19 protein-coding genes are annotated in these 20,926 nt (G+C 62.4%); 12 read left to right on the plus strand and 7 right to left on the minus strand.

The window, feature by feature from the left end; genetic code table 11:
- Nucleotides 1-36 precede the first annotated feature (36 nt).
- Nucleotides 37-2,562: a heavy metal translocating P-type ATPase gene (locus tag EB233_RS01050; protein WP_064990418.1), complete on the minus strand. Its 2,526-nt coding sequence runs from the start codon at nucleotides 2,560-2,562 to the stop codon at nucleotides 37-39.
- A 197-nt stretch (nucleotides 2,563-2,759) separates the two neighbouring features.
- On the opposite strand from EB233_RS01050, the gene EB233_RS01055 reads away from it, so the two are divergent.
- The 6 genes from EB233_RS01055 to murJ all read left to right on the plus strand — a co-directional run bounded on the left by EB233_RS01055 (nucleotide 2,760) and on the right by murJ (nucleotide 11,087).
- A complete protein-coding gene (locus EB233_RS01055) occupies nucleotides 2,760-3,611 on the plus strand; it encodes a glycosyltransferase family 25 protein (RefSeq protein ID WP_064990417.1) in 852 nt (283 codons plus the stop codon).
- A 69-nt stretch (nucleotides 3,612-3,680) separates the two neighbouring features.
- Nucleotides 3,681-4,484: a glycosyltransferase family 25 protein gene (locus EB233_RS01060; RefSeq protein WP_064990416.1), complete on the plus strand. Its 804-nt coding sequence runs from the start codon at nucleotides 3,681-3,683 to the stop codon at nucleotides 4,482-4,484.
- Nucleotides 4,485-4,824: 340 nt separating this feature from the next.
- Nucleotides 4,825-5,631, plus strand: coding sequence for a glycosyltransferase family 25 protein (locus tag EB233_RS01065; protein ID WP_064990415.1), 807 nt, complete (start codon nucleotides 4,825-4,827; stop codon nucleotides 5,629-5,631).
- Nucleotides 5,628-6,425 (plus strand): glycosyltransferase family 25 protein, encoded by a 798-nt coding sequence (locus EB233_RS01070; protein WP_064990414.1) that lies wholly within the window; start codon nucleotides 5,628-5,630, stop codon nucleotides 6,423-6,425. The genes EB233_RS01065 and EB233_RS01070 overlap by 4 nt, the downstream gene beginning before the upstream one ends.
- A gap of 215 nt (nucleotides 6,426-6,640) precedes the next feature.
- The gene (locus tag EB233_RS01075; RefSeq protein WP_064990413.1) at nucleotides 6,641-9,442 is read left to right on the plus strand and encodes a [protein-PII] uridylyltransferase; all 2,802 of its coding nucleotides are present in this window, start codon (nucleotides 6,641-6,643) and stop codon (nucleotides 9,440-9,442) included.
- A gap of 46 nt (nucleotides 9,443-9,488) precedes the next feature.
- Entirely contained in the window at nucleotides 9,489-11,087 is a 1,599-nt protein-coding gene (gene murJ, locus EB233_RS01080) for a murein biosynthesis integral membrane protein MurJ (RefSeq protein WP_064990412.1), read from the plus strand.
- Here murJ and EB233_RS01085 read toward each other — a convergent pair.
- A complete protein-coding gene (locus EB233_RS01085) occupies nucleotides 11,062-11,466 on the minus strand; it encodes a type II toxin-antitoxin system VapC family toxin (protein ID WP_064990411.1) in 405 nt (134 codons plus the stop codon). The genes murJ and EB233_RS01085 overlap by 26 nt on opposite strands.
- Nucleotides 11,466-11,711, minus strand: a complete 246-nt coding sequence (locus EB233_RS01090) for a type II toxin-antitoxin system VapB family antitoxin (protein WP_064990410.1) — start codon at nucleotides 11,709-11,711, stop codon at nucleotides 11,466-11,468. The genes EB233_RS01085 and EB233_RS01090 overlap by 1 nt, the downstream gene beginning before the upstream one ends.
- 235 nt (nucleotides 11,712-11,946) lie before the next feature.
- On the opposite strand from EB233_RS01090, the gene trpS reads away from it, so the two are divergent.
- The 3 genes from trpS (at nucleotide 11,947) to EB233_RS01105 (ending at nucleotide 14,352) form a co-directional block, all read left to right on the plus strand.
- A complete protein-coding gene (gene trpS, locus EB233_RS01095) occupies nucleotides 11,947-13,014 on the plus strand; it encodes a tryptophan--tRNA ligase (protein WP_064990409.1) in 1,068 nt (355 codons plus the stop codon).
- Nucleotides 13,015-13,144: 130 nt separating this feature from the next.
- Nucleotides 13,145-13,636, plus strand: coding sequence for a universal stress protein (locus tag EB233_RS01100; protein ID WP_027052657.1), 492 nt, complete (start codon nucleotides 13,145-13,147; stop codon nucleotides 13,634-13,636).
- Between the two features lie 146 nt (nucleotides 13,637-13,782).
- Nucleotides 13,783-14,352 carry a NifU family protein gene (locus tag EB233_RS01105; RefSeq protein WP_027052658.1) on the plus strand — a complete coding sequence of 190 codons (570 nt, stop codon included), beginning with the start codon at nucleotides 13,783-13,785 and terminating at the stop codon, nucleotides 14,350-14,352.
- 143 nt (nucleotides 14,353-14,495) lie between these two features.
- On the opposite strand, the gene EB233_RS01110 is transcribed toward EB233_RS01105, so the two are convergent.
- Entirely contained in the window at nucleotides 14,496-15,113 is a 618-nt protein-coding gene (locus EB233_RS01110; protein WP_064990408.1) for a L,D-transpeptidase, read from the minus strand.
- A gap of 224 nt (nucleotides 15,114-15,337) precedes the next feature.
- Between EB233_RS01110 and cueR the strand changes: the two genes are divergently transcribed.
- The 3 genes from cueR to EB233_RS01125 all read left to right on the plus strand — a co-directional run bounded on the left by cueR (nucleotide 15,338) and on the right by EB233_RS01125 (nucleotide 17,458).
- A complete protein-coding gene (gene cueR, locus EB233_RS01115; RefSeq protein ID WP_064990407.1) occupies nucleotides 15,338-15,754 on the plus strand; it encodes a Cu(I)-responsive transcriptional regulator in 417 nt (138 codons plus the stop codon).
- Nucleotides 15,755-16,651: 897 nt separating this feature from the next.
- Nucleotides 16,652-16,819 carry a hypothetical protein gene (locus EB233_RS01120; RefSeq protein ID WP_154674559.1) on the plus strand — a complete coding sequence of 56 codons (168 nt, stop codon included), beginning with the start codon at nucleotides 16,652-16,654 and terminating at the stop codon, nucleotides 16,817-16,819.
- A 138-nt stretch (nucleotides 16,820-16,957) separates the two neighbouring features.
- Nucleotides 16,958-17,458, plus strand: a complete 501-nt coding sequence (locus EB233_RS01125) for an MmcB family DNA repair protein (protein ID WP_171892196.1) — start codon at nucleotides 16,958-16,960, stop codon at nucleotides 17,456-17,458.
- Between the two features lie 13 nt (nucleotides 17,459-17,471).
- Here the strand turns inward: EB233_RS01125 and nhaA are convergent, their stop codons facing one another.
- From nhaA to EB233_RS01140, 3 genes are all read right to left on the minus strand, one after another.
- A complete protein-coding gene (gene nhaA, locus EB233_RS01130) occupies nucleotides 17,472-18,668 on the minus strand; it encodes a Na+/H+ antiporter NhaA (RefSeq protein ID WP_064990405.1) in 1,197 nt (398 codons plus the stop codon).
- Nucleotides 18,669-18,965: 297 nt separating this feature from the next.
- Nucleotides 18,966-19,529 (minus strand): ActR/PrrA/RegA family redox response regulator transcription factor, encoded by a 564-nt coding sequence (locus EB233_RS01135; RefSeq protein ID WP_064990404.1) that lies wholly within the window; start codon nucleotides 19,527-19,529, stop codon nucleotides 18,966-18,968.
- A 64-nt stretch (nucleotides 19,530-19,593) separates the two neighbouring features.
- On the minus strand, nucleotides 19,594-20,925 hold the full coding sequence (locus tag EB233_RS01140; protein WP_032917113.1) for an ActS/PrrB/RegB family redox-sensitive histidine kinase: 1,332 nt from the start codon (nucleotides 20,923-20,925) through the stop codon (nucleotides 19,594-19,596).
- Nucleotide 20,926: the final 1 nt, after the last annotated feature.

Here is a 20,926-nt window from a genome sequence, read left to right on the forward strand (position 1 = left end):
CTCCTGTTGCTTGGGTGTCGTATTTGGGGGTTTGGATCAGAGTTTCAACGTCCTCAGCCGCAATGCGTTGGCGATGACCGAGACCGAGGACAGGCTCATCGCCGCCGCCGCCAGCATCGGCGACAGAAGCATGCCGGTGAGCGGATAGAGCACACCGGCGGCGACCGGCACGCCGAGCATGTTGTAGAGGAAGGCGAAGAACAGGTTCTGGCGGATGTTGCCTATCGTCGCCTGGGCCAACGTGCGTGCCCTCACGATGCCATTGAGATCGCCTTTGACCAGGGTGATGCCTGCGCTTTCGACCGCCACATCGGCGCCGGTGCCCATAGCGATGCCGACATCGGCGCTGGCCAGGGCCGGCGCATCGTTGACGCCGTCTCCGGCCATGGCGACCCCGGCGCGTTTTGCGCGCAGTTCCTCGACAAGGGCTGCCTTCTGTTCCGGCAACAGTCCGGCGCGAACCTCGTCGATGCCGAGGCTTTTGGCGATTGCGTTCGCCGTGCGCTCGTTGTCACCGGTCGCCATGATGATCCTCAGGCCGCTGTCATGCAGCGCCTTGATTGCTTCGGCAGCGGTCGCCTTGACAGGATCGGCGACGGCGACGATGCCGGCCAGCTTGCCGTCGGCAGCCACGAACATCGCCGTCTTGCCATCGCCCTGCAGCGTTTCCGCATTGGGCGAAAGGGTGGAGACGTCGATGCCGAGATCGCGCATCATCGCGGCATTGCCGAGCGCGACAGTCTTGCCCGAAACCGTGCCGGAAACGCCCTTGCCGGTGACTGCCTCGAAACCGCTGGCATCGGTGATGGCTACACCGCGCGCGGCAGCGCCCTCGACGATGGCCTCGGCCAGCGGATGCTCCGACCCCTTCTCCAGGCTTGCGGCGAGCCCCAGCAATTCGTCTTCGGGAAAGCCGTTTGCCGCGATAACATCCGTCAGCTTCGGCCGGCCCTCGGTCAGCGTGCCGGTCTTGTCGACGATCAGCGTATCGACCGAGGCGAAGCGTTCGAGCGCGGCGGCTTCCTTGATCAGCACGCCGGCATGCGCCCCGCGCCCGGTGGCGGTCATGATCGACATCGGCGTGGCGAGGCCGAGCGCGCAGGGACAGGCGATGATCAGCACCGAGACCGCCGAGACGATGGCGAAAATCAGGCTGGGCTCCGGGCCGAAAATCGCCCAGACGACGAACGCCGTGATCGCGACGAGGACGACGGCCGGAACAAAGTAGAAGGAAACGCGATCGGCCAGACCTTGAATCGGCGCGCGCGAGCGCTGCGCCTTTGCGACAAGTTCGACGATGCGCGCCAGCGTGGTCTCGGCGCCGATCCGTTCGGCGCGCATGATCAGCGAGCCGTTCTTGTTGAGCGTGCCGCCGGTGAGGGTGTCGCCCTCGACCTTTTCGACCGGAAGCGGCTCACCCGTGATCATCGATTCGTCGATGGAAGAGCGGCCTTCGAGCACCGTGCCGTCAACCGGCACCGCATTTCCGGGCCGGATGCGCAGGCGATCCCCGGCCTTGACGCTGTCCAGCGGCACATCGGTTTCCGAACCGTCCTCGGCGATACGCCGCGCGGTCTTCGGCGCCAGATCGAGCAGGGCGCGGATCGCCGATCCGGTCTTTTCACGGGCGCGTAGTTCCAGCACCTGGCCAAGGAAGACCAGCGCGACAATGACGGCGGCAGCCTCGAAGTACACCGGCACCGCGCCGCCATGGCCGCGGAACTGATGCGGGAAGATGTCGGGGAAAAGTGTGGCGACGATGCTGTAGAGATAGGCAGCGCCAACCCCCAGCGAAATCAGCGTCCACATGTTGGGGCTGCGGTTGAGGACCGAGTCCCAGCCGCGGTGGAAGAAGGGAAAGGCGGCCCAGAGCACCACCGGGCTTGCCAACGCCAACTCCGCCCAGCTTTTCGTCCGATCGCTGACCAGGTTTTCGAAGCTTAGGCCGACCATCGGGGCCATGGCGATGATCAGAAGCGGGATCGACAAAGCCGCGCTGACCCAGAACCGCCTGGTGAAGTCGACCAGCTCGGGATTTGGCCCTTCATCGCCGGATGGTACGCCCATCGGCTCCAGCGCCATGCCGCAGATCGGGCATGAGCCGGGCTTGTCGCGGATGATCTCCGGGTGCATCGGGCAGGTGTATTGGGTTCCCTTGGGCATCGGCTGGGGCGCGGGCCGGTCCCCCAGATATTTCAGCGGGTCCGCCTCGAACTTCGCCTTGCAGCCGGCTGAGCAGAAATAGAAACCCTGGCCTTCATGGCGGACAAAATGCTCCGCCGCCGAGCGGTCAACACTCATGCCGCAGACGGGGTCGGTGGCGGTCAGGTATTGTTGCGGCTCGGCCTGGAATTTCGTGCGGCAACCTTCACTACAGAAATGGAAGAGGCGCCCGCCATACTCCGATGTCGGCTTGGCAGCGGCCGAATCCACCGTCATGCCGCAGACCGGATCGCGCAAAACAGCACCCGCGTCAACGGCCGCGCCTTTCGGCGCGCAACAGCCGCCATGTGCGCCGTGTGTGTGATGATCGCCGTGCTGATCATGGTTTGAATGCGTCATTCCAAATTGCCTCTATGCCTCTGTATCGGACGGAGGTAGTGCTTCCAGTAACTGGAAGGTCAAGAGCTGTTTTGATTTTTCGCATTTCGGCAGCCAGCGGATTGCCCGATTGGCAACTATACACGCTCGCGCGCCCGCACTAATGTTAAGCCCTCTAATATTACTCTGATCTCCTTGCCGCTGGACTCTGTCCGACAATGAAGTGCCTGGTCATAAACCTCGATCGCTCTCCGGATCGGCTTGTCCATATGATTGCCGAGTTCGCCCGTATCGGCACCGCGTTCGAACGGATCGCGGCGGTCGACGCTCGCAGCCACCCTGAACTCGCACAACAACCGCAGCATCCGATATATGGGGTCCGGCGTTTGCTGGGCAGCGAGATCGCTTGCCTGCACAGCCACCGGGCCTGCTGGTCGATCCTCGCTTGCGACGAGGCCCGCTATGGCGCCATCTTCGAGGACGACGTGGTTTTTTCAGCAAATGCCGGCCCGTTGCTTGCCGATGATGGCTGGATCCCGGCCGATGCCGATATCATCAAGCTCGAAACCTACTTCAAAAGGACACTGATCCACCGCAGAAGCATCTCCGCCGGCCACGGGTTTTCAACGTCCAGGCTCTATAAGAACCATCCGGGAACCGGAGGCTACATCATCTCCAGACAAGCAGCCCTTGATCTCCTCGAAGCGACCGAAAAGATCAATGTCACCGCCGATGATCTGATTTTCACCCCGGCATTGCGAAGTTCATCGAGCAAAAAAATCTACCAGCTCGTCCCTGCGCTGTGCGTACAGGACCAGTTCGTCGGAAACCGCTTGCCGAGCCTTCTCGGCCGGGAACGGGATGCCCTATGTGCCGTGGACGAGCTTGCGGTAAAACGCAAAAGGCCGGCCACCGCGAGGATCTTGAAAGAGGCTGGGCGAATCCAGCGGTGGATCGTCGATTTCTGCAGATTCCGGCGACATATTGTCGTCCCCTTCGATTCGACCGGGCAAACGAGCAGACCGCTTGACGGATCGCTGGCGGCTCCATTACCAAGCGTCGCACTGTAGAATACGTGCCAGCTTCCGCGTTAGCCGGAGGACGCTGAAACCACCACAAAATAGCGATTTCGTTGGCCGATGAAGCGCCTGGTTATCAATCTCGATCGATCTCCCGATCGCCTTGCTCATATAACGGCGGAGTTCGCCCGCATCGGCATCGGATTCGAGCGGGTTGCGGCAGTCGATGCGAGGCAACATCCGGACCTGATGCTGCAGCCGCAGCATGCGATGTACGCCATCCGGCGCCTGTCCCACAGCGAGATCGCCTGCATGCACAGCCATCGCGCCTGTTGGTCGATCATCGCGCAGGACGACGCTGCTTATGGCGCCGTCTTCGAGGACGACATCGTGTTCTCGGCGAAAGCCGGTGCCCTGCTTGCCGACGTGAGCTGGATTCCGGCCGATGCGGATGCCGTCAAGCTCGAAACATTCTTCGTTAAGACCATGACCCAGAGGAAAAGCACCGCCGTCGGTCACGGCTTTTCCTTGGTCAGGCTGCGCGGGAACCACGTCGGAACTGCCGGCTATATCCTGTCGAGGCAAATGGCGCGCGACCTCCTCGACGTTACGGCACAGGTCAGCGCGGCGGCCGATGATCTCGTCTTCAATCCGGCGTTCCCCACGTCAGGCGAAAAGACGATCTACCAGCTTGCGCCCGCGCTTTGCGCACAGGATCAGTTCGTCGGCGGCAGACTGCCAAGTTTGCTTGTCGAGGGACGGAACGCCGAATGGGTCGCGAGCGGGCTGACCATCAAACGCAGAAGGCCCGTCACCGAGAAAATAAGGAGGGAGACCAGACGCGTCGTCGAATGGATCATCGACCATGGCAGGGGGCGGCGCTACACAGTCGTCCCTCTCGATCCGCCCGCGGCGAAAGAATAGATTTCTCGCCGGGCCATCCCCGGCAGCGAGAACGCGTTTTAGGCCGTCCGAAAGCAAGGCCAACCAGCCCCCACGGCAGAAAATCTCCGGAAACTTCGCCAGTATAAGTACAGATTTTGGTTCTGCTTCACCCTTCCCTTTGTGCTTGATGAGGCAGAGATAGAAATCTTTTGCATTCCCAGACAATTGAATTGATTTTGATTGACTTATTGTAAAAATTCGTATTGGCTCTTCTCATTTCATTGCCGCAAAAATTCTCCCCCAAAAAAGTCGGCAAACACTGCCTATACCTGTGCTAGAGCCCAGCCATTATCCTTGTGAAATAGTGACTTGTTAAATAATGAAGCGTCTGGTCATCAATCTCGATCGGTCCCCCGAGCGGCTTGCCCACATGACAGCGGAGTTTGCCCGCATCGGCATCGGGTTCGATCGGGTGGCGGCAATCGATGCAAGGCAGCATCCAGACCTGATGCTGCAACGCCAGCATCCACTGTACGCCATACAGCGTTTGTCCGGCAGTGAGATCGCGTGCCTGCACAGCCATCGCGCCTGCTGGACCATCATTGCGCAAGACGAGGCACCCTATGGCGCCGTCTTCGAGGACGACATGGTGTTTTCGGCCAGAGCCGGTGCGCTGCTTGCCGATACCAACTGGATCCCGGCCGATGCCGACGTCGTCAAGCTCGAGACATTCTTCCACACCACAGTAATCCAGAGGGAAAGGGTTTGCGTCGGCAACGGGTTTTCCATGTTCAGACTGCGCAAGAACCATATAGGAGCCGGAGGTTACCTGCTCTCCAGGCAAGCTGCCCGCGACCTTCTCCTGGCAACCGAGGGGGTCAACGTGGCAGTGGACAATCTCATTTTCGATCCCGCGTTCGCAACATCGATCGACAAGACGATATACCAGCTGGTTCCAGCCCTGTGCGCGCAGGAACACTTCGTCGGCGCCAAGTTGCCCAGTTTGCTTGCGCAGGAACGGGACGCCGAGTGGGTTGCCAGCGGACTTGCGAATAAGCGCAGGAAGCCGGTCACGGCGCGAGTCAGGAGAGAGGTCCGGCGGACTGCGCGGTGGATTGCCGACTTCTGCAGGTTCCGGCGACAGATTGTCGTCCCCCTCAGCCCGATCGAGGCAAGCGACCAATGAAGCGTCTGGTCATCAATCTCGATCGGTCCCCCGAACGGCTTGCCCACATGACAGCGGAGTTTGCCCGTATCAACATCGGGTTCCAGCGAGTCGCGGGGATCGATTCAAAGCAATATCCCGACCTGGCACTGCAGCCACAGCACGCGATTCACGCCATACGGCCGCTTTCCGGCAGCGAGATCGCCTGCCTGCACAGCCATCGTGCCTGCTGGACGATCATTGCCCAGGACGATGCCCCGTACGGCGCTGTGTTCGAAGACGATATGGTCTTCTCCGGCAAGGCGGGGGCTTTGCTGAGCAATACCAGTTGGGTGCCGGCAGACGCGGATGTCGTGAAGCTCGAGACGTTCTTCTCCAGAACCGTAATCCAGAGAAGGAGGAGCGCTGCCGGCAACGGTTTTTCCGTGGTCCGGCTCCGCAAGGGCCATCCGGGGGCCGGGGGTTATCTCCTTTCGCGGCAAACGGCACGCGACTTTCTGGAAGCGACCGCGCAGATCAACATAGCTGTCGATGATCTCATCTTCGACCCCATCCTGTCAGCCAGCAAGACTGTCTACCAACTTGTTCCCGCCTTGTGCGCGCAGGACCAGTTCGTTGCCGACAGGCTGCCAAGCCTGCTTGATCAGGAACGGGATGCCGCGCGAACCGCGAGTGGGCTTATGACACGACGCAGGAAGCCGACAACCGTGAGAATCACAAGAGAGGCCGGACGTACCATACGGTGGATCGCCGACTTCTGCAGATTCCGACGACAGATCGTCGTGCCTCTCGATCCGATCGAGGCAACGGACTAGCGGGGCATCGTTTCAAGGTGTCGCCGAACCGCCCGATCTCTTGCTCTTGACGCACTTCCAAGGGAAAGCGTAACTCGCCTTTCCCGGGAAAGGCGGTTTTCACACCTTTCCTGGAATTGCTTCAGGCCGCTTGCCGGGCTGTCGGCCGGCCCCATACACAGCGCCGCGAAAACGCGCTATAGACGCCGCCGAAATGGCAAGGCCAACCGGTACCTATGGCGAAAATATCCCTGAAGCTCGATGAACTGATCGACGGCGACGCCTTGCGCCGCGAGATGACCGCGCTGACGACGGCCACCGCCGGCGACGGTTCCGGACCGGCCGCCCGCGCCGGCGTTCTGCAGCTTCTCAAGGGCCGGCTTGCCGAAGGCCGGAAGATCGCCGAGGCCATGCTGAGGCAAGATGGCGGCGGCAATGCCTGTGCCGAGCGGCTGTCACATCTGATGGATGAGCTGATCCGGACGCTTTACGATTTCGCGGCGACGCATGTCTACCAGGTGAAGAACCGTTCGTCGGCCGAACGCATGGCCGTCGTCGCGGTCGGCGGCTATGGGCGCGGCACGCTGGCGCCGGGCTCCGACATCGACCTCCTGTTCCTCTTGCCCTACAAGCAGACGCCGTGGGGTGAGCAGACCGTCGAATACATGCTCTACATGCTGTGGGATCTTGGCTTGAAGGTCGGCCACGCCACCCGCAACATCGACGAGTGCCTGCGGCTGTCACGCACCGACATCACCATCCGCACCTCGATCCTGGAAGCGCGCTTCCTGTGGGGAGAACGCAAGCTCTATGACGAGCTGATGTTGCGCTTCGACCACGAGGTGGTGCGCACAACCGGCCCGGAATATGTCCAGGCCAAGCTCGCCGAACGCGACGAGCGCCATGCCAAGGCCGGCGAAAGCCGCTATCTGGTCGAACCCAACGTCAAGGACGGCAAGGGCGGCCTGCGCGACCTGCAGACGCTGTTCTGGATCGGCAAGTACTTCTACCGGGTGCGCACCGGCGAGGAACTGGTCGAGAAGGGCGTCTTCACCGAGGCCGAGTACCGTGAATTCCAGAAGGCCGAGGATTTTCTGTGGGCGGTACGCTGCCACATGCATTTCCTCACCGGCAAGGCCGAGGAGCGGCTGCATTTCGACATTCAGCGCGAGATCGCGGAGCGACTGGGTTACACCACGCATCCCGGCCTGTCGGCCGTCGAACGCTTCATGAAGCACTACTTCCTCGTCGCCAAGGATGTCGGCGACCTGACCCGCATCTTCTGCGCCGCGCTGGAGGAGGAGCAGGCCAAGCACGTGCCGGGCTTCAACCGCATCTTCCTCACCTTCCAGCGCCGCAAGCGCAAGCTTGCCGGCACGTCCGATTTCATCGTCGACAATCACCGCATCAACATCGCCGACGACCAGGTGTTCGAACGCGATCCGGTCAATCTGCTCCGGCTGTTCTGGTTCGCCGACAAGCACGGGCTGGAATTCCACCCGGACGCGCTGAAGCTGCTCACCCGCTCGCTCGGCCTGGTCAACAAGTCGCTGCGGCGCGACGAGGAAGCCAACCGGCTGTTTCTCGATATCCTGACCTCGGACCGCAATGCCGAGCTCAATCTGCGGCGCATGAACGAGGCTGGGCTACTGGGCAAACTGATCCCCGACTTCGGCAAGATCGTCGCCATGATGCAGTTCTCGATGTACCACCACTATACGGTGGACGAGCACCTGATCCGCTGCATCGGAGTGCTGGCCGAGATCGAACGCGGCGACGGCGAGAAAGTGCATCCGCTGTCGCATTCGCTGATGCCGGGCCTGAGGAAGAGCCGCGAGGCGCTCTATGTCGCCGTGCTGCTGCACGACATCGCCAAGGGCAGGCTGGAGGATCACTCCGAGGCCGGCGCGCGGATCGCACGCCGCATCTGTCCGCATATGGGGCTTTCCCCGGCCGATACCGAGACGGTCGCCTGGCTGGTCGAGAACCACCTGGTGATGTCGATGACGGCGCAGACCCGCGATCTCAACGACCGCAAGACGATCGAGGATTTCGCAGCGATCGTGCAGTCGGTCGAGCGGCTGAAGCTGCTCTTGATCCTCACCGTCTGCGACATCAGGGGCGTCGGCCCGGGTGTGTGGAATGGCTGGAAGGGCCAACTGCTGCGCACGCTCTATTACGAGACCGAACTGCTCCTGACCGGCGGCTTTTCGGAAGTGTCGCGCGCCCAGCGCACGGCGGCGGCACGCGAACGCCTGGCCGAAGCGCTCGCCGACTGGCCCGACAAGGCACGCAAGCGCTATGTCGGCCTGCATTACGAGAACTATTTGCTGACCGTCGACCTGCCGGACCAGCTTCGCCACGCCGAGTTCATCCGCGAGGCGGACGCGGCCGGCAACAGGCTCGCCACGATGGTCAAGACACACCAGTTCGAGGGCGTTACCGAGATCACCGTGCTGGCGCAGGACCATCCCCGTCTTCTCTCGGTCATTGCCGGGGCATGCGCCGGGGCCGGCGGCAACATCGTCGACGCGCAGATCTTCACCACATCGGATGGCCGCGCCCTGGACACCATCCTGATCTCACGGGAATTCGACCGCGACGAGGATGAGCGCAGGCGCGCCGAGCGCGTCGGCCGGCTGATCGAGGACGTGCTGTCGGGCAAGAGCTGGCTGCCAGAGATGATCGAGAAGCGCGCCAAGCCCAAGCGCGGCGCCAAGGTGTTCAAGATTCCGCCGCGCGCCGAAATCCGCAACACGCTGTCGAACCGGTTTTCGGTCATCGAGGTCGAGGGGCTCGACCGCCCGGGCCTGCTGTCGGAGATCACCGGCACGCTGTCCGACCTGTCGCTCGACATCGCCTCGGCACACATCACAACGTTCGGCGAGAAGGTCATCGACACCTTCTACGTCAACGATCTCACCGGTCAGAAGATCGACAGCCCTTCGCGCATCACCACCATCCGCAACCGGCTGACAGCAACGCTCGACGGCACAGCGCCCGAACGCGGCGGCAGGAGCAAGGCGGCCGCCGAGTGAGATCCATCACCCCTTCGTCCCAATCGTGCAGGCAGTCCCCAAACGCATGAGCCTCGTCAAGAAATTCGCCACTGTCGCTTCCGGCACGCTGATGAGCCGCGCGCTCGGTTTTGGCCGCGAGATGCTGATGGCGGCAGCGCTCGGCACCGGACCGGTGGCCGACGCCTTCAACGCCGCCTTCCAGTTCCCCAATACCTTTCGCCGGCTGTTCGCCGAAGGCGCCTTCAACGCCGCCTTCGTGCCGCTGTTTGCCAAGGAGATCGAGACGCATGGCACCGACGGCGCCAAGCGCTTTTCCGAAGAAGTGTTCGGCGTTCTGTTCACGGCGCTGCTGGCGCTGACCATCGCCATGGAACTGGCGATGCCGCTCATCGTGCGCTACCTGGTGGCGCCGGGCTTTGCCGACACGCCGGGCAAATTCGAGACGACCGTCGCACTGGCGACGATCATGTTTCCCTATCTCATCTGCATGTCGCTTGCCGCCATGATGGCGGGCATGCTGAATTCGCTGCGCCGCTATTTCGCGGCGGCGATCGCCCCGGCTTTCCTCAACATCATCCTGATCAGCGTGCTCGGCTACGCCTGGTATCATGGGCTGGGTGCCCATGCTGTCGGCTTCAGCCTGTCCTGGGGCGTGCTGGCGGCAGGCCTCGTGCAACTCGCCATCGTCTGGGTGGCGGTGCGCAACGCCGGCATCGCGATCGGCTTTCGCCGCCCGAGGATGACGCCGAACGTGAAGCGGCTGCTGATCCTGGCGCTGCCCGCGGCGATCACCGGCGGCATCACCCAGATCAACCAGCTGATCGGTACCGCGATCGCGTCGGCGCAGGACAGTGCCGTGTCCTCGCTCGCCTATGCCGACCGCGTCTATCAGCTGCCTCTCGGTGTAGTCGGCGTAGCGGTCGCGATCGTGCTGCTGCCCGAGCTGTCGCGGGCGCTGAAATCGGGCAATCTCATCGAGGCCGCCAATCTGCAGAACCGCTCGGTCGAGTTCACCTTGTTCATGACCTTGCCGGCGGCGGCGGCGCTCTGGGTGATGGCGGAGCCGATCGTGCGGCTGGTCTATGAGCGCGGCGCGTTTGCCGCCAATCATTCGACCCCGACCGTGGCGGCGATCCTGGCGATCTTCGGCCTGGGCTTGCCGGCCTTCGTTCTGATCAAGGCCTTTACCCCGGGCTATTTCGCCCGCGAGGATACACGCACGCCAATGATCTTCGCCGCCATCTCGGTCGCGGTAAACGTCGCCACCGCGCTGACCCTGTTCCCCAGGATGGGTGCTCCCGGCATTGCGGTCGCCTCGGCCGTGGCCGGCTGGGTCAACGCGCTGATGCTGCTTGCCGTGCTCATCCGGCGCGGCCATTGGGGCCGCGACGTGCCGCTCATGAAGCGCATTCCCCGGCTGGCGCTGTCGGCCGCGGTGATGGCCGTGGCGCTGTATTTCGCCGAGCACCATTTCGCGGCAAGGATCGGCCCCGGCTCGCCGCTGGTCGTCAAGGCGACGACGGTACTGGCGCTGGTGGCCGGCGGCGCGCTGCTCTACTTCGTCACCGCGTTTGCCACCGGAGGCGCCGATTTCGGCATGATCCGGCGCAATATCGGGCGCAAGGGGGCGCCGGCGCCTAAGGAACAGTCTCCAGATCCGTAAGCCGGAATTCATCGGCAGTCGAGAGCATCGGAACGGCGTAGTAGCGCGCGCACGCGTAGTGAAAACAGTCCGCCAAGTTCAGCCGGATGGCGTTATTGCGAAACCGCGATGCAGCCTCAAGGGACAACGACGTTGCGTCAGAGGCAGGCGGAAGCTCCCGCAAGGCGATAGCCCGCTCTTCGAGAAACCGACTGACTATCTTGAGGCTCACTTCGACCGGTACTGCTAGCTTTTCGGATCGCGAAAGCGCCATTGCCGCTTCCCAGACGGCGATTGCCGACGTGAACGGAGCCGTTGCTTCCATGACCGCCTGCGCGCAGCGCTGGGCCTCGGCCTCATGGCTGAGCATCGCGACGATAGCGGCCGCGTCGACAAACATCAGTCTTCGCCAGACAATTCGTCATAGACGGAGCGCGGCAGTGGTTTGCGCGCCTGTTCGCTCAACTCAATTCCGAATTCAGCTCTGAGCCGTGCCGCCGTTTCCAATGGTGTCTCGCGGTTGCGTCTGCTCTGCAGAGCCTCGCGCATGGCGATTACGATGGCCTCAGTGAGGCCAACGCCTTCGATCTTGGCAAAGGCACGCGTCAGGCTGTCTGCCTCTTTGTTGTTGATGTTAATGGTCATCACAACCTTGCTTTCATGTAGTGTGAATTATGTAGTGATCTACATCATCATGTCAACATAAATGAGCGGATTCACGCGACCGATGCACCTCTTGATCCTCGCCCCACTCTCGTCCATAAGCGCGCCGTCGCAAGACTTTCGCCGCGCGCGGTTTCCAGCCGCGTGATTGGCTCCGAAAAGTCTGCAACTTTTCGGAATCACGCTTATACGGCCCTCCACAAGCCATGAGGACATCATGACCGCCTTCAAGCCACTCGTCTTCTCCGGCGTCCAGCCGACCGGCAATCTGCATCTCGGCAACTATCTCGGCGCCATCAAGAAATTTGTCGCCCTGCAGGACACCTCCGACTGCATCTATTGTGTCGTCGACCTGCATTCGCTGACCGCGCAGCTCGTCCATGACGACCTTGCCGACCAGACACGTTCGATCACCGCGGCGTTCCTCGCTTCCGGCATCGACCCGAAGAAGCACATCGTCTTCAACCAATCGCGGGTGATGCAGCACGCCGAGCTTGCCTGGATCTTCAATTGCGTCGCGCGCATCGGCTGGATGAACAAGATGACGCAGTTCAAGGACAAGGCCGGCAAGGACCGGGAAAACGCTTCGCTGGGCCTGCTCGCCTATCCCTCGCTGATGGCTGCCGACATCCTGCTCTACCGCGCCACCCATGTGCCGGTGGGCGAGGACCAGAAGCAGCACCTGGAGCTGACCCGCGACATCGCGCAGAAGTTCAACAATGATTTTTCGGACCGCATCGCCAGGCTTGGCGTCGGCGTCGCAATGCAGGTCGGCGAGGAGACGGTGAACGGCTTCTTCCCGATCACCGAACCGGTCATCGGCGGCCCGGCGGCTCGCATCATGAGCCTGCGCGACGGGTCGAAGAAGATGTCGAAGTCGGACCCATCGGACCTGTCGCGCATCAATCTCACCGACGATGCCGACACCATCTCGAAGAAGATCCGCAAGGCCAAGACCGATCCGGAGGCCTTGCCGAGCGAGCTCGACGGACTGGAAAGCCGGCCCGAGGCGGAAAACCTGGTCGGCATCTATGCCGGCCTCGCCGAAATCTCGAAGGTGGACGTGCTGAAGGAATTCGGCGGCCAGCAGTTTTCGGTGTTCAAGCCGGCGCTGGCCGACCTTGCGGTGGAGAAGCTGGCGCCGATCGCCGGTGAGATGCGCCGCATCGAAGGCGACCGCGCCTATGTCGACGCGGTGCTCAAGGACGGCGGCGAACGCGCCGGCGTGCTCGCCGAAACGACAATGAAGACGGTGCGCGACATTATCGGCCTGTTGCAAGGCTGACCGCGGCACCCGCCCACCGCGCCAACACTGGGCATACTGGCCAAGGGACATACCGGCTCAAAGACCGGCGGCTTGCCGCCGGTCTGCCGTAGTGGCAGATTGCCGCCGAATAGACACCGAGTAGATAGACATGGTCTCCAAACGCCTCAGCCGCGAAGCCGGTCATCGCAGGAAATTCCTGACGATCATCGACGATACGCCCGAGTGCGAGCGCGCCGTCGCCTACGCCTCGAAGCGGGCGCAGAGCACCAGCGGCACGCTGGTGCTGCTCTATGTCATCGTACCGGACGATTTCCAGCACTGGCTCGGCGTCGAGAAGATCATGCGCGAGGAGGCCAACGCCACGGCGCGCGCGGCCCTGGACGGCTATGCCAACAAGGTGCGCCAGAAGCTCGGTATCGAGCCCGAGATGGTGGTGCGCGAAGGCAAGCCGACGGAAGAGATCCACAAGCTGATCGAGGAAGACCAGGATATCGCCATCCTGGTTCTGGCGGCCGGCGCCGGCAAGGAAGGGCCGGGACCGCTGGTCGGCGCCGTGGCCGGCAAGGGCGCGGCCTTCCCTATTCCGGTGACCGTGGTGCCACAGAATCTGTCGGACGACGAGATCGACAGCCTCGCCTGAAGCCCGCCCGGGATTCTGCTCCCCAGCCAGCAAAAACATTCTGCCAGCCAGCCGTTCGGGCGATGCCTTTCGCTTGAATGTCCCGCCGATAGGGCCTATTTAGAACTATTCCAAACTATCTGCCCGAAACGGGCACGGAGACGGCCATGTTCATCCAGACCGAATCGACGCCCAATCCGGCGACGCTGAAATTCCTGCCTGGCAAGGAAGTGCTTGTCGAAGGCACGGCCGATTTCCGCGATGCCGATAGCGCGGCAACGGCTTCGCCGCTGGCCGGCCGGCTGTTCGAAATCCCCGGTGTCACCGGTGTCTTCTTCGGTTACGACTTCATCACCGTGACCAAGGACGGCCCCGACTGGCAGCACCTGAAGCCGGCGATCCTCGGCGCCATCATGGAGCATTTCATGTCCGGTGCGCCTGTCATGGCCAAGGCCGGCCCGGCCGCCGAGACCAGCCAGACCGGCGAATTCTACGACAAGGCGGACGAGGAACTCGTCGTCACCATCAAGGAACTGCTCGATACCCGCGTGCGCCCGGCGGTGGCGCAGGATGGCGGCGACATCACCTTCCGTGGATTCGAAAACGGCACGGTGTTCCTGCACATGAAAGGCGCCTGCGCCGGTTGCCCGTCATCGACGGCAACACTGAAGCATGGCATCCAGAACCTGCTTCGCCATTTCGTGCCTGAAGTGCAGCAGGTCGAACAGGTTTCCTAACCGCTCCGTACCGACTTCATCCAAAAAACAAAAAACCGGGCCGAATTGCCCGGTTTTCTGTTTGGGACGTCCGTTGTTGCCTAGACGGTCCGCGTACGAAACTTGTCTTCACGTTTGACCATGATCCCTGGGGATCGTGGTCCTTACATCACGATGACCTTGGCGCCGACCGATGCGCGGTCGTAGAGATCGATGATGTCCTGGTTCATCAGCCGGATACAGCCGGATGACATCGCCTTGCCGATCGAATTCCATTCCGGGCTGCCGTGCAGGCGGTAACCCATGTCACCGCCCTTGTTGAAGAGATACATGGCGCGCGCGCCAAGCGGGTTCTTCAGGCCCGGCTCCATGCCATTCGCGAACTTGGTAAGTTCCGGCTGGCGCTTGATCATTTCACGCGGCGGCGTCCAGGTCGGCCATTCGCGCTTCAACGCAATGTGGGCGGTTCCGTGCCATTCGAAGCCTTCGCGACCGACGCCGATGCCGTAGCGAATGGCGCGACCGTCGCCCTCGACGAAGTAGAGGAACTTGTTCTGCGTATCAACGATGATGGTGCCCGGCTTTTCCTTGGTGTCGTAGTTCACTTCCTGCCGGTGGAACTGCCTCGGCACTTTTTCGATCGGGATGCGTGGCAGTTGGTAACCAGCATCGGTCACCGCGCCATAGTCGTTGGAGAAGATCTGCCCGCCAATGGTGCTGCAACCGGCGAGTGCGGTGGAGAACGCCAATGCGGCAATTATTGCAAGCGACTTCATCCGCATGAGGTGATCCGTGCCCCGCTAAATTGTGCGGCACGAGTCGGCCGCCTTCTCGCCATCATTCATGCTGGCATTTGCTTTGCTTGCCAAGCGCACGATGCCTATATGCGTGGCCTTACCCGCTGGTAAGCGTATCAGTATGGCATTTCGGCAACAGCCCTCACCGGATTGTGAAGTAAATTCAATGGGGGCGACATCAAACGGTTACGTGGAATCGAGGATCAGTCATGAATGTCGGCGATGCAGCCCAAAGATCAGGCCTGCCGGCCAAGACCATCCGTTACTATGAGGAGATCGGCCTGATCGCGCCGGCGCGCGCCACCAACGGCTACCGCGACTATTCCGGCGACGACATCCACCGGCTGGCCTTCCTGCGCCGTGCGCGCAACCTCGGCTTTTCCATCGACGATTGCCGCCAGTTGATGGCGCTCTACCAGGATCGCGGCCGTGCCAGCGCCGACGTGCGTGAGATCGCCGCCGCCCATGTCACGGCGATCGAGGAAAAGGTGCGCGAGCTGCAATCCATGCGCTCGACCCTGCAGAAGCTCATCCATGCCTGTCATGGCGACAACAGGCCGGACTGCCCGATCCTGGATGACATGGCGGGGGCGCCTGGCGACAGGGCCGTTTCAGCGAGGCCATAGGAAGGGTAGGCTAGTCCGGAGGAAGTCAGAGTGGTGAGGAGGTCCGGTCAGGTCCGGCGGAACAAGGGACTTCAGTCTTATTTGCGCGAGTGCTAATATACATATACGTTGATCGTGCGGGGACAATCACACCCAATAGCCCACACCCGCAATGGCCGGCGCCCCCCTAGAACCCAAAGCCAAACTGCGCCGGCCATTTCGCGGCTATAGTCCCCAACGTCTTCTGTTATATTCTGATTGTCTAAAGTAACGGAACGTCCAATGGACATTAGCGGAAATTAAACGGTCCTCTCAGACCTTTGGGTATAAGCACGCAGGACTTTAGTCCTGCCGTTCTCTAGTGAAGAACGGAAGTTGACCGGCAAGACATAGGGCCGTTTAGCAAAGATCAATACCAGACTGCACCCGGCCGGATATTGCGCGATCACGGAAGACTCCCCAAGCCAGGCCGAGGTTCGCCAAACGTGTAATCGCCCGGCGCAGGCGATTGTCTGTTTGAGAGACCAATCGTTGCGCGAGCGATCGCGCCGGGCGGCGTCCTGTAGGAACGGCCCGGCACGCTCGCAGTCTGGGGGACGTGGGGTCGTGCCGGGTCGTTGCGGGTCAGGCTTGTGGGATCGTCTCCGCACTGCCCAAGCTATAACAATATTAGCAATAGCTCAATTAAGACTGAAGTCCCCAGGCCATGAGGTATTTGGCTGCAGCGGCCGCACAGGTACCGTCCTTTTCCGAACTCAACTTCATTTCTACCAGTAAACTCCCCACGGCCTCCATTCGGTCCTCTGTCGCAAAGTAATCCTATTTGACGGCCGCGATACACCCAAAAGAAGTCAGGACCGGTTCTTGAAGACTTGATCTGGGGAGCATACCGTCGGCTCAAGGGGCTTGGGTAAGGTCATGTTGAACGACGACAAAGGCGAGCGGCTTTGGGCTTTGGACCTTGACGCTCTGCGCAAGGCTTTTGAAACCTACGTTCAAGAGCACAAAACGACGGCTGCGGAGTGGGGGGAACACGCCAAGCGGTTCCTCGAAAAACAAAGAGTTAGTCAGGGACAGTCGCGCTGATCCGCGCTATTGGCAGCACTGCTCCCGAGGCGCTTCGCTGGGCTGAACTCGGTTTCGTCCTTGCTGGTTTCCTATGGGATGCGCGTCACCCCGCAAAAAGGGTTCAAACCGTGAACAGAATCTGGCATGGTGGCTGCCATGCCGATCATCTCCCCTATCGCGATCAATCCCCTCATTGACGGTCGCCAGTCCGAACGCGCCATGCTGGTGCGGCGCGGCGTGCAGCGGCTGCTCATGGAAATGGGCGCGCATGTGCTGCCTGAACTGTCGCTGGCCACCGGCCGCCGCGCCGACCTCGTGGCGCTGACCCGGCAAGGCGACATCTGGATCATCGAGATCAAATCCTCGATCGAGGATTTCCGCGTCGACCGCAAATGGCCCGACTATCGGTTGCATTCCGACCGCTTCTTCTTCGCCACCCATCCCGGCGTGCCTTCGGAGATTTTTCCCCAGGAGTGCGGCTTCATCCTCTCGGACGGCTACGGCGCCGAGATCCTGCGCGAAGCGCCGGAACACCGCATGGCGGCGGCAACGCGCAAGGCGCTGATGCTGCGGATCGCACGCGCCGGTGCTTCGCGGCTGCTGGCGGCGGAACTCGCCGGCGTCTCGGTGCCGGCGCTGGAGGGGGAGAGCGAGTAGCGCGCTTCGCGCCCTACTCCGTGTCTTCCTCCGCTCCACCCGCAGCCGGTGCCATCAACAGCACCGCGGCGCCAAGGATGGCGGCGATGAAGGAGCCGGCGAGGATGCCGACCTTGACCGCGTCCTGCAGGGCGACATCGCCGGCAAAGGCGAGCAGGCCGATGAACAGGCTCATGGTGAAGCCGATGCCGCAAAGCAGCGAGATGCCGACCATGTGCGACCAGCCGGCATGGGCGGGCAGGTCGGCCAGGCCAAGCCTGATGGCAAGTGCCGAGGAGCCAAGCACGCCGACCAGCTTGCCGACGACGAGGCCGGCGGCGACGCCCAGTGTCAGCGGCTCGATCAGCGCGCCAAAACTGAGGCCGGCGAGCGAAACGCCAGCATTGGCAAAGCCGAAGATCGGGATGACGAAAAACGGCACGATCCTGTGCAGGCCGTGCTCGAGCCGGTGCAGCGGCGAATGGTGGAGATCATGGCCGATCCCGGCGGAACGCTCGAGCGGAATGGTCAGCGCCAGGGCGACGCCGGCAAGTGTGGCATGGACGCCCGACTTGAGAACCAGCACCCACAGGATGGCGCCAAGCACGAGATAGGGTACCAGCGTCATCACCCGCATGCGGTTGAGCACGACAAGCACGGCTATGACCGCGAAAGCGGCGCCGAGATAGGCCAGCGACAGGCCGCTCGTATAGAAGATGGCGATGATGATGACGGCGCCGAGGTCATCGATGATGGCAAGCGCGGTCAGGAAGACCTTCAACGACGCCGGCACGCGGCTGCCGAGCAGCGACAGCACGCCGAGCGCGAAGGCGATGTCGGTTGCGGTCGGGATCGCCCAACCGGACAGCGCCGGGCCATTGTCGCGGTTGATCAAGACATAGACCAGCGCCGGAACCAGCATGCCGCCGGCCGCCGCGATGCCCGGCAGGACCCGGCGCGGCCAGGTCGAAAGCTGGCCGTCCAGCATCTCGCGCTTGATCTCCAGCCCGACGAGCAGGAAGAACACCGCCATCAGCCCGTCATTGACCCAATGCGAGACGCTGAGCGGGCCGAGATAGGCGTGGAGAACAGAAAAATAGGTCTCGGCCAGGGGAGAGTTGGCGACGATCAGCGCAAGGGCTGCCGCGACCATCAGGATGATGCCGCCGGCCGCCTCGCCATCGAGAAATTCGCGGAAGACGGAAACCGGCCGCTGTTTGCTCTCCTGCATGTCACCCTCCGTCGTACCGCCTGCTCGGCAGGCTTCATTCTCCAGCGCCGGCGCCGCCCCTCACCTGCCTGCCGGCATCCTCTCCCCGTAAACGGGGCGAGGGAACGCAGTCATCGCCGATTTCGCCAATAACCAACGTCGCAAGAAGGGCGCCGACATCGCGGCCAGCCCCTTCTCCCCGTCATTATACGGGGAGAAGTGCCCGGCAGGGCGATGAGGGGCGGCGCTGACTTCGATAATTGATAGCCTCCACCTTGGAAGATCGGCCCGAGGCAATTGCTCTGCCTGCCCAGCGATCTAACGTGGCGCGCGCTTGGCCAGTATGCGTTGCAGCGTGCGGCGGTGCATGTTGAGCCGGCGCGCGGTCTCGGAGACGTTGCGCTCGCACATTTCGTAGACGCGCTGAATATGCTCCCAGCGCACGCGGTCGGCCGACATCGGGTTTTCCGGAGGCGCGGCGCGCTCGCCCGAGGTACGGGTAAGCGCGGCGAAGATATCGTCGGCGTCGGCGGGCTTCGACAGGTAATCGACGGCGCCGAGCTTCACGGCCGTCACCGCGGTGGCGATGTTGCCGTAGCCGGTCAGGATGATGGTGCGGGAATCCTCGCGCTTCTCGCGGATGGCGGCGACGACGTCGAGGCCGTTGCCATCGCCGAGCCGCATATCGACCACGGCATAGGCCGGCGGCTTGGCGCGCGCCTTGCCCACGGCCTCCTCGACGCTCTCGGCGGTTTCGACCACGAAACCCCTGGTTTCCATGGCGCGGGCCAGACGGGTGAGGAACGGCTTGTCGTCATCGACGATCAGAAGCGAGGTATCCTCGCCTTCAACCATTGCGCCAATATTTTCGTCGCCTGTCATCGTCTTGAAAATTCCTGCTGCCTCAATTTTACGCAGATATAGTTTTGCGCCGCTATTGTCCAATTTACGCAGTGTCAAACATGGTGGCCGGGGCCGTTTCGGGGTTCAGGAAGACCGTTCTCGGCCACGAAATCTGCACCACGGCCCCCTCGCCCAAGCCGCTCGAATTGCGGAAATCGAGCGTGGCGCCCGAGCGTTCGAGAAGCGTCTTGGCAATGAACAGGCCGAGCCCCAGGCCACCGCCTGCCTCGGTCCCCTGGCGCGTCGACATATAGGGCTCGCCAATGCGGTCGATGATCTCGGGCGGGAAGCCGGGGCCGTCGTCAATGATCGAGAAGGTCACGGCGTCCTCGTCCCAGCTCCAGCGCACGGTGACGCTCTTGCGGGCGAAATCGACGGCGTTCTCGACCAGATTGCCAAGGCCGTAGATGACGCCCGGATTGCGGCGCCCGACTGGCTCGGGGCCGCTGCGCTCGCCCGGACGCAGCTTGATCGAGATACCGAAGTCGCGGTGCGGCGCGGTGACTTCCTCGACCAGCGAGGTCAGCGGCAGGCGGGAAAGATGCGCCTCGCCCTCGGACGACAGGCTCGTAAGGCGTTTTAGGATTTCGCGGCAGCGTTCGCTTTGCGACCGCAGCAGCTTCACGTCATCGCCGTATTTCGGATCGCTGCCGAGCGCCTTCTCCATCTCCTTGGCGACGAGCGTGATGGTGGCGAGCGGCGTGCCGAGCTCATGCGCCGCCGCAGCCGCCAGGCCGTCGAGCGCCGAAAGATGCTGTTCGCGCTGCAGCACCAGTTCGGTGGCGGCAAGCGCATTGGCAAGAAGCCGCGCTTCGGCGGCCACCCGGAAGGCGTACATGGCGGTGAAGGCGATCGATGACAGCACCGCCATCCACATGCCGGCGACATAGATGAACGGCATGGCGAGCGGCGCGCCTTCATACCAGGGCAACGGCAGATGGACGAATACCAGCAAGGTCGCGGCAATCATCACCAGCCCGCCGAGAACGGCGGTAAGGCGCAGGGGCAGCGATGTCGCCGAGATGACGACGGGCACGGTCATCAGCAGCGAGAACGGATTGGTCAAGCCGCCGGTCATGTAGAGCAGGCCGGCGAGCTGCAGGCTGTCGAAGATCAGGATGCCGAAGGCGGCGAAAGGGGTGAGCCGGTGCGCGGCCGGAAAACGGAAGGCCAGGAACAGGTTCATCCAGGCCGAACAGGCGATCAGCGCAAAGCACAGGCTGACCGGCAATGGGAATTTCAGGCCATAGGCGACGACGAGCACCGTCACGCTCTGGCCGACGATGGCCAGCCAGCGCAGCCGGATCAGCGTGTTGAGGCGCAGCCGCTGGCTCTGCTGAAAATCGGGCGAACGCAAAACATTGATCATGGCCATG

The sequence above is a fragment of the Mesorhizobium erdmanii genome, from assembly GCF_013170725.1.
Taxonomy (GTDB): Bacteria; Pseudomonadota; Alphaproteobacteria; order Rhizobiales; family Rhizobiaceae; genus Mesorhizobium; species Mesorhizobium erdmanii.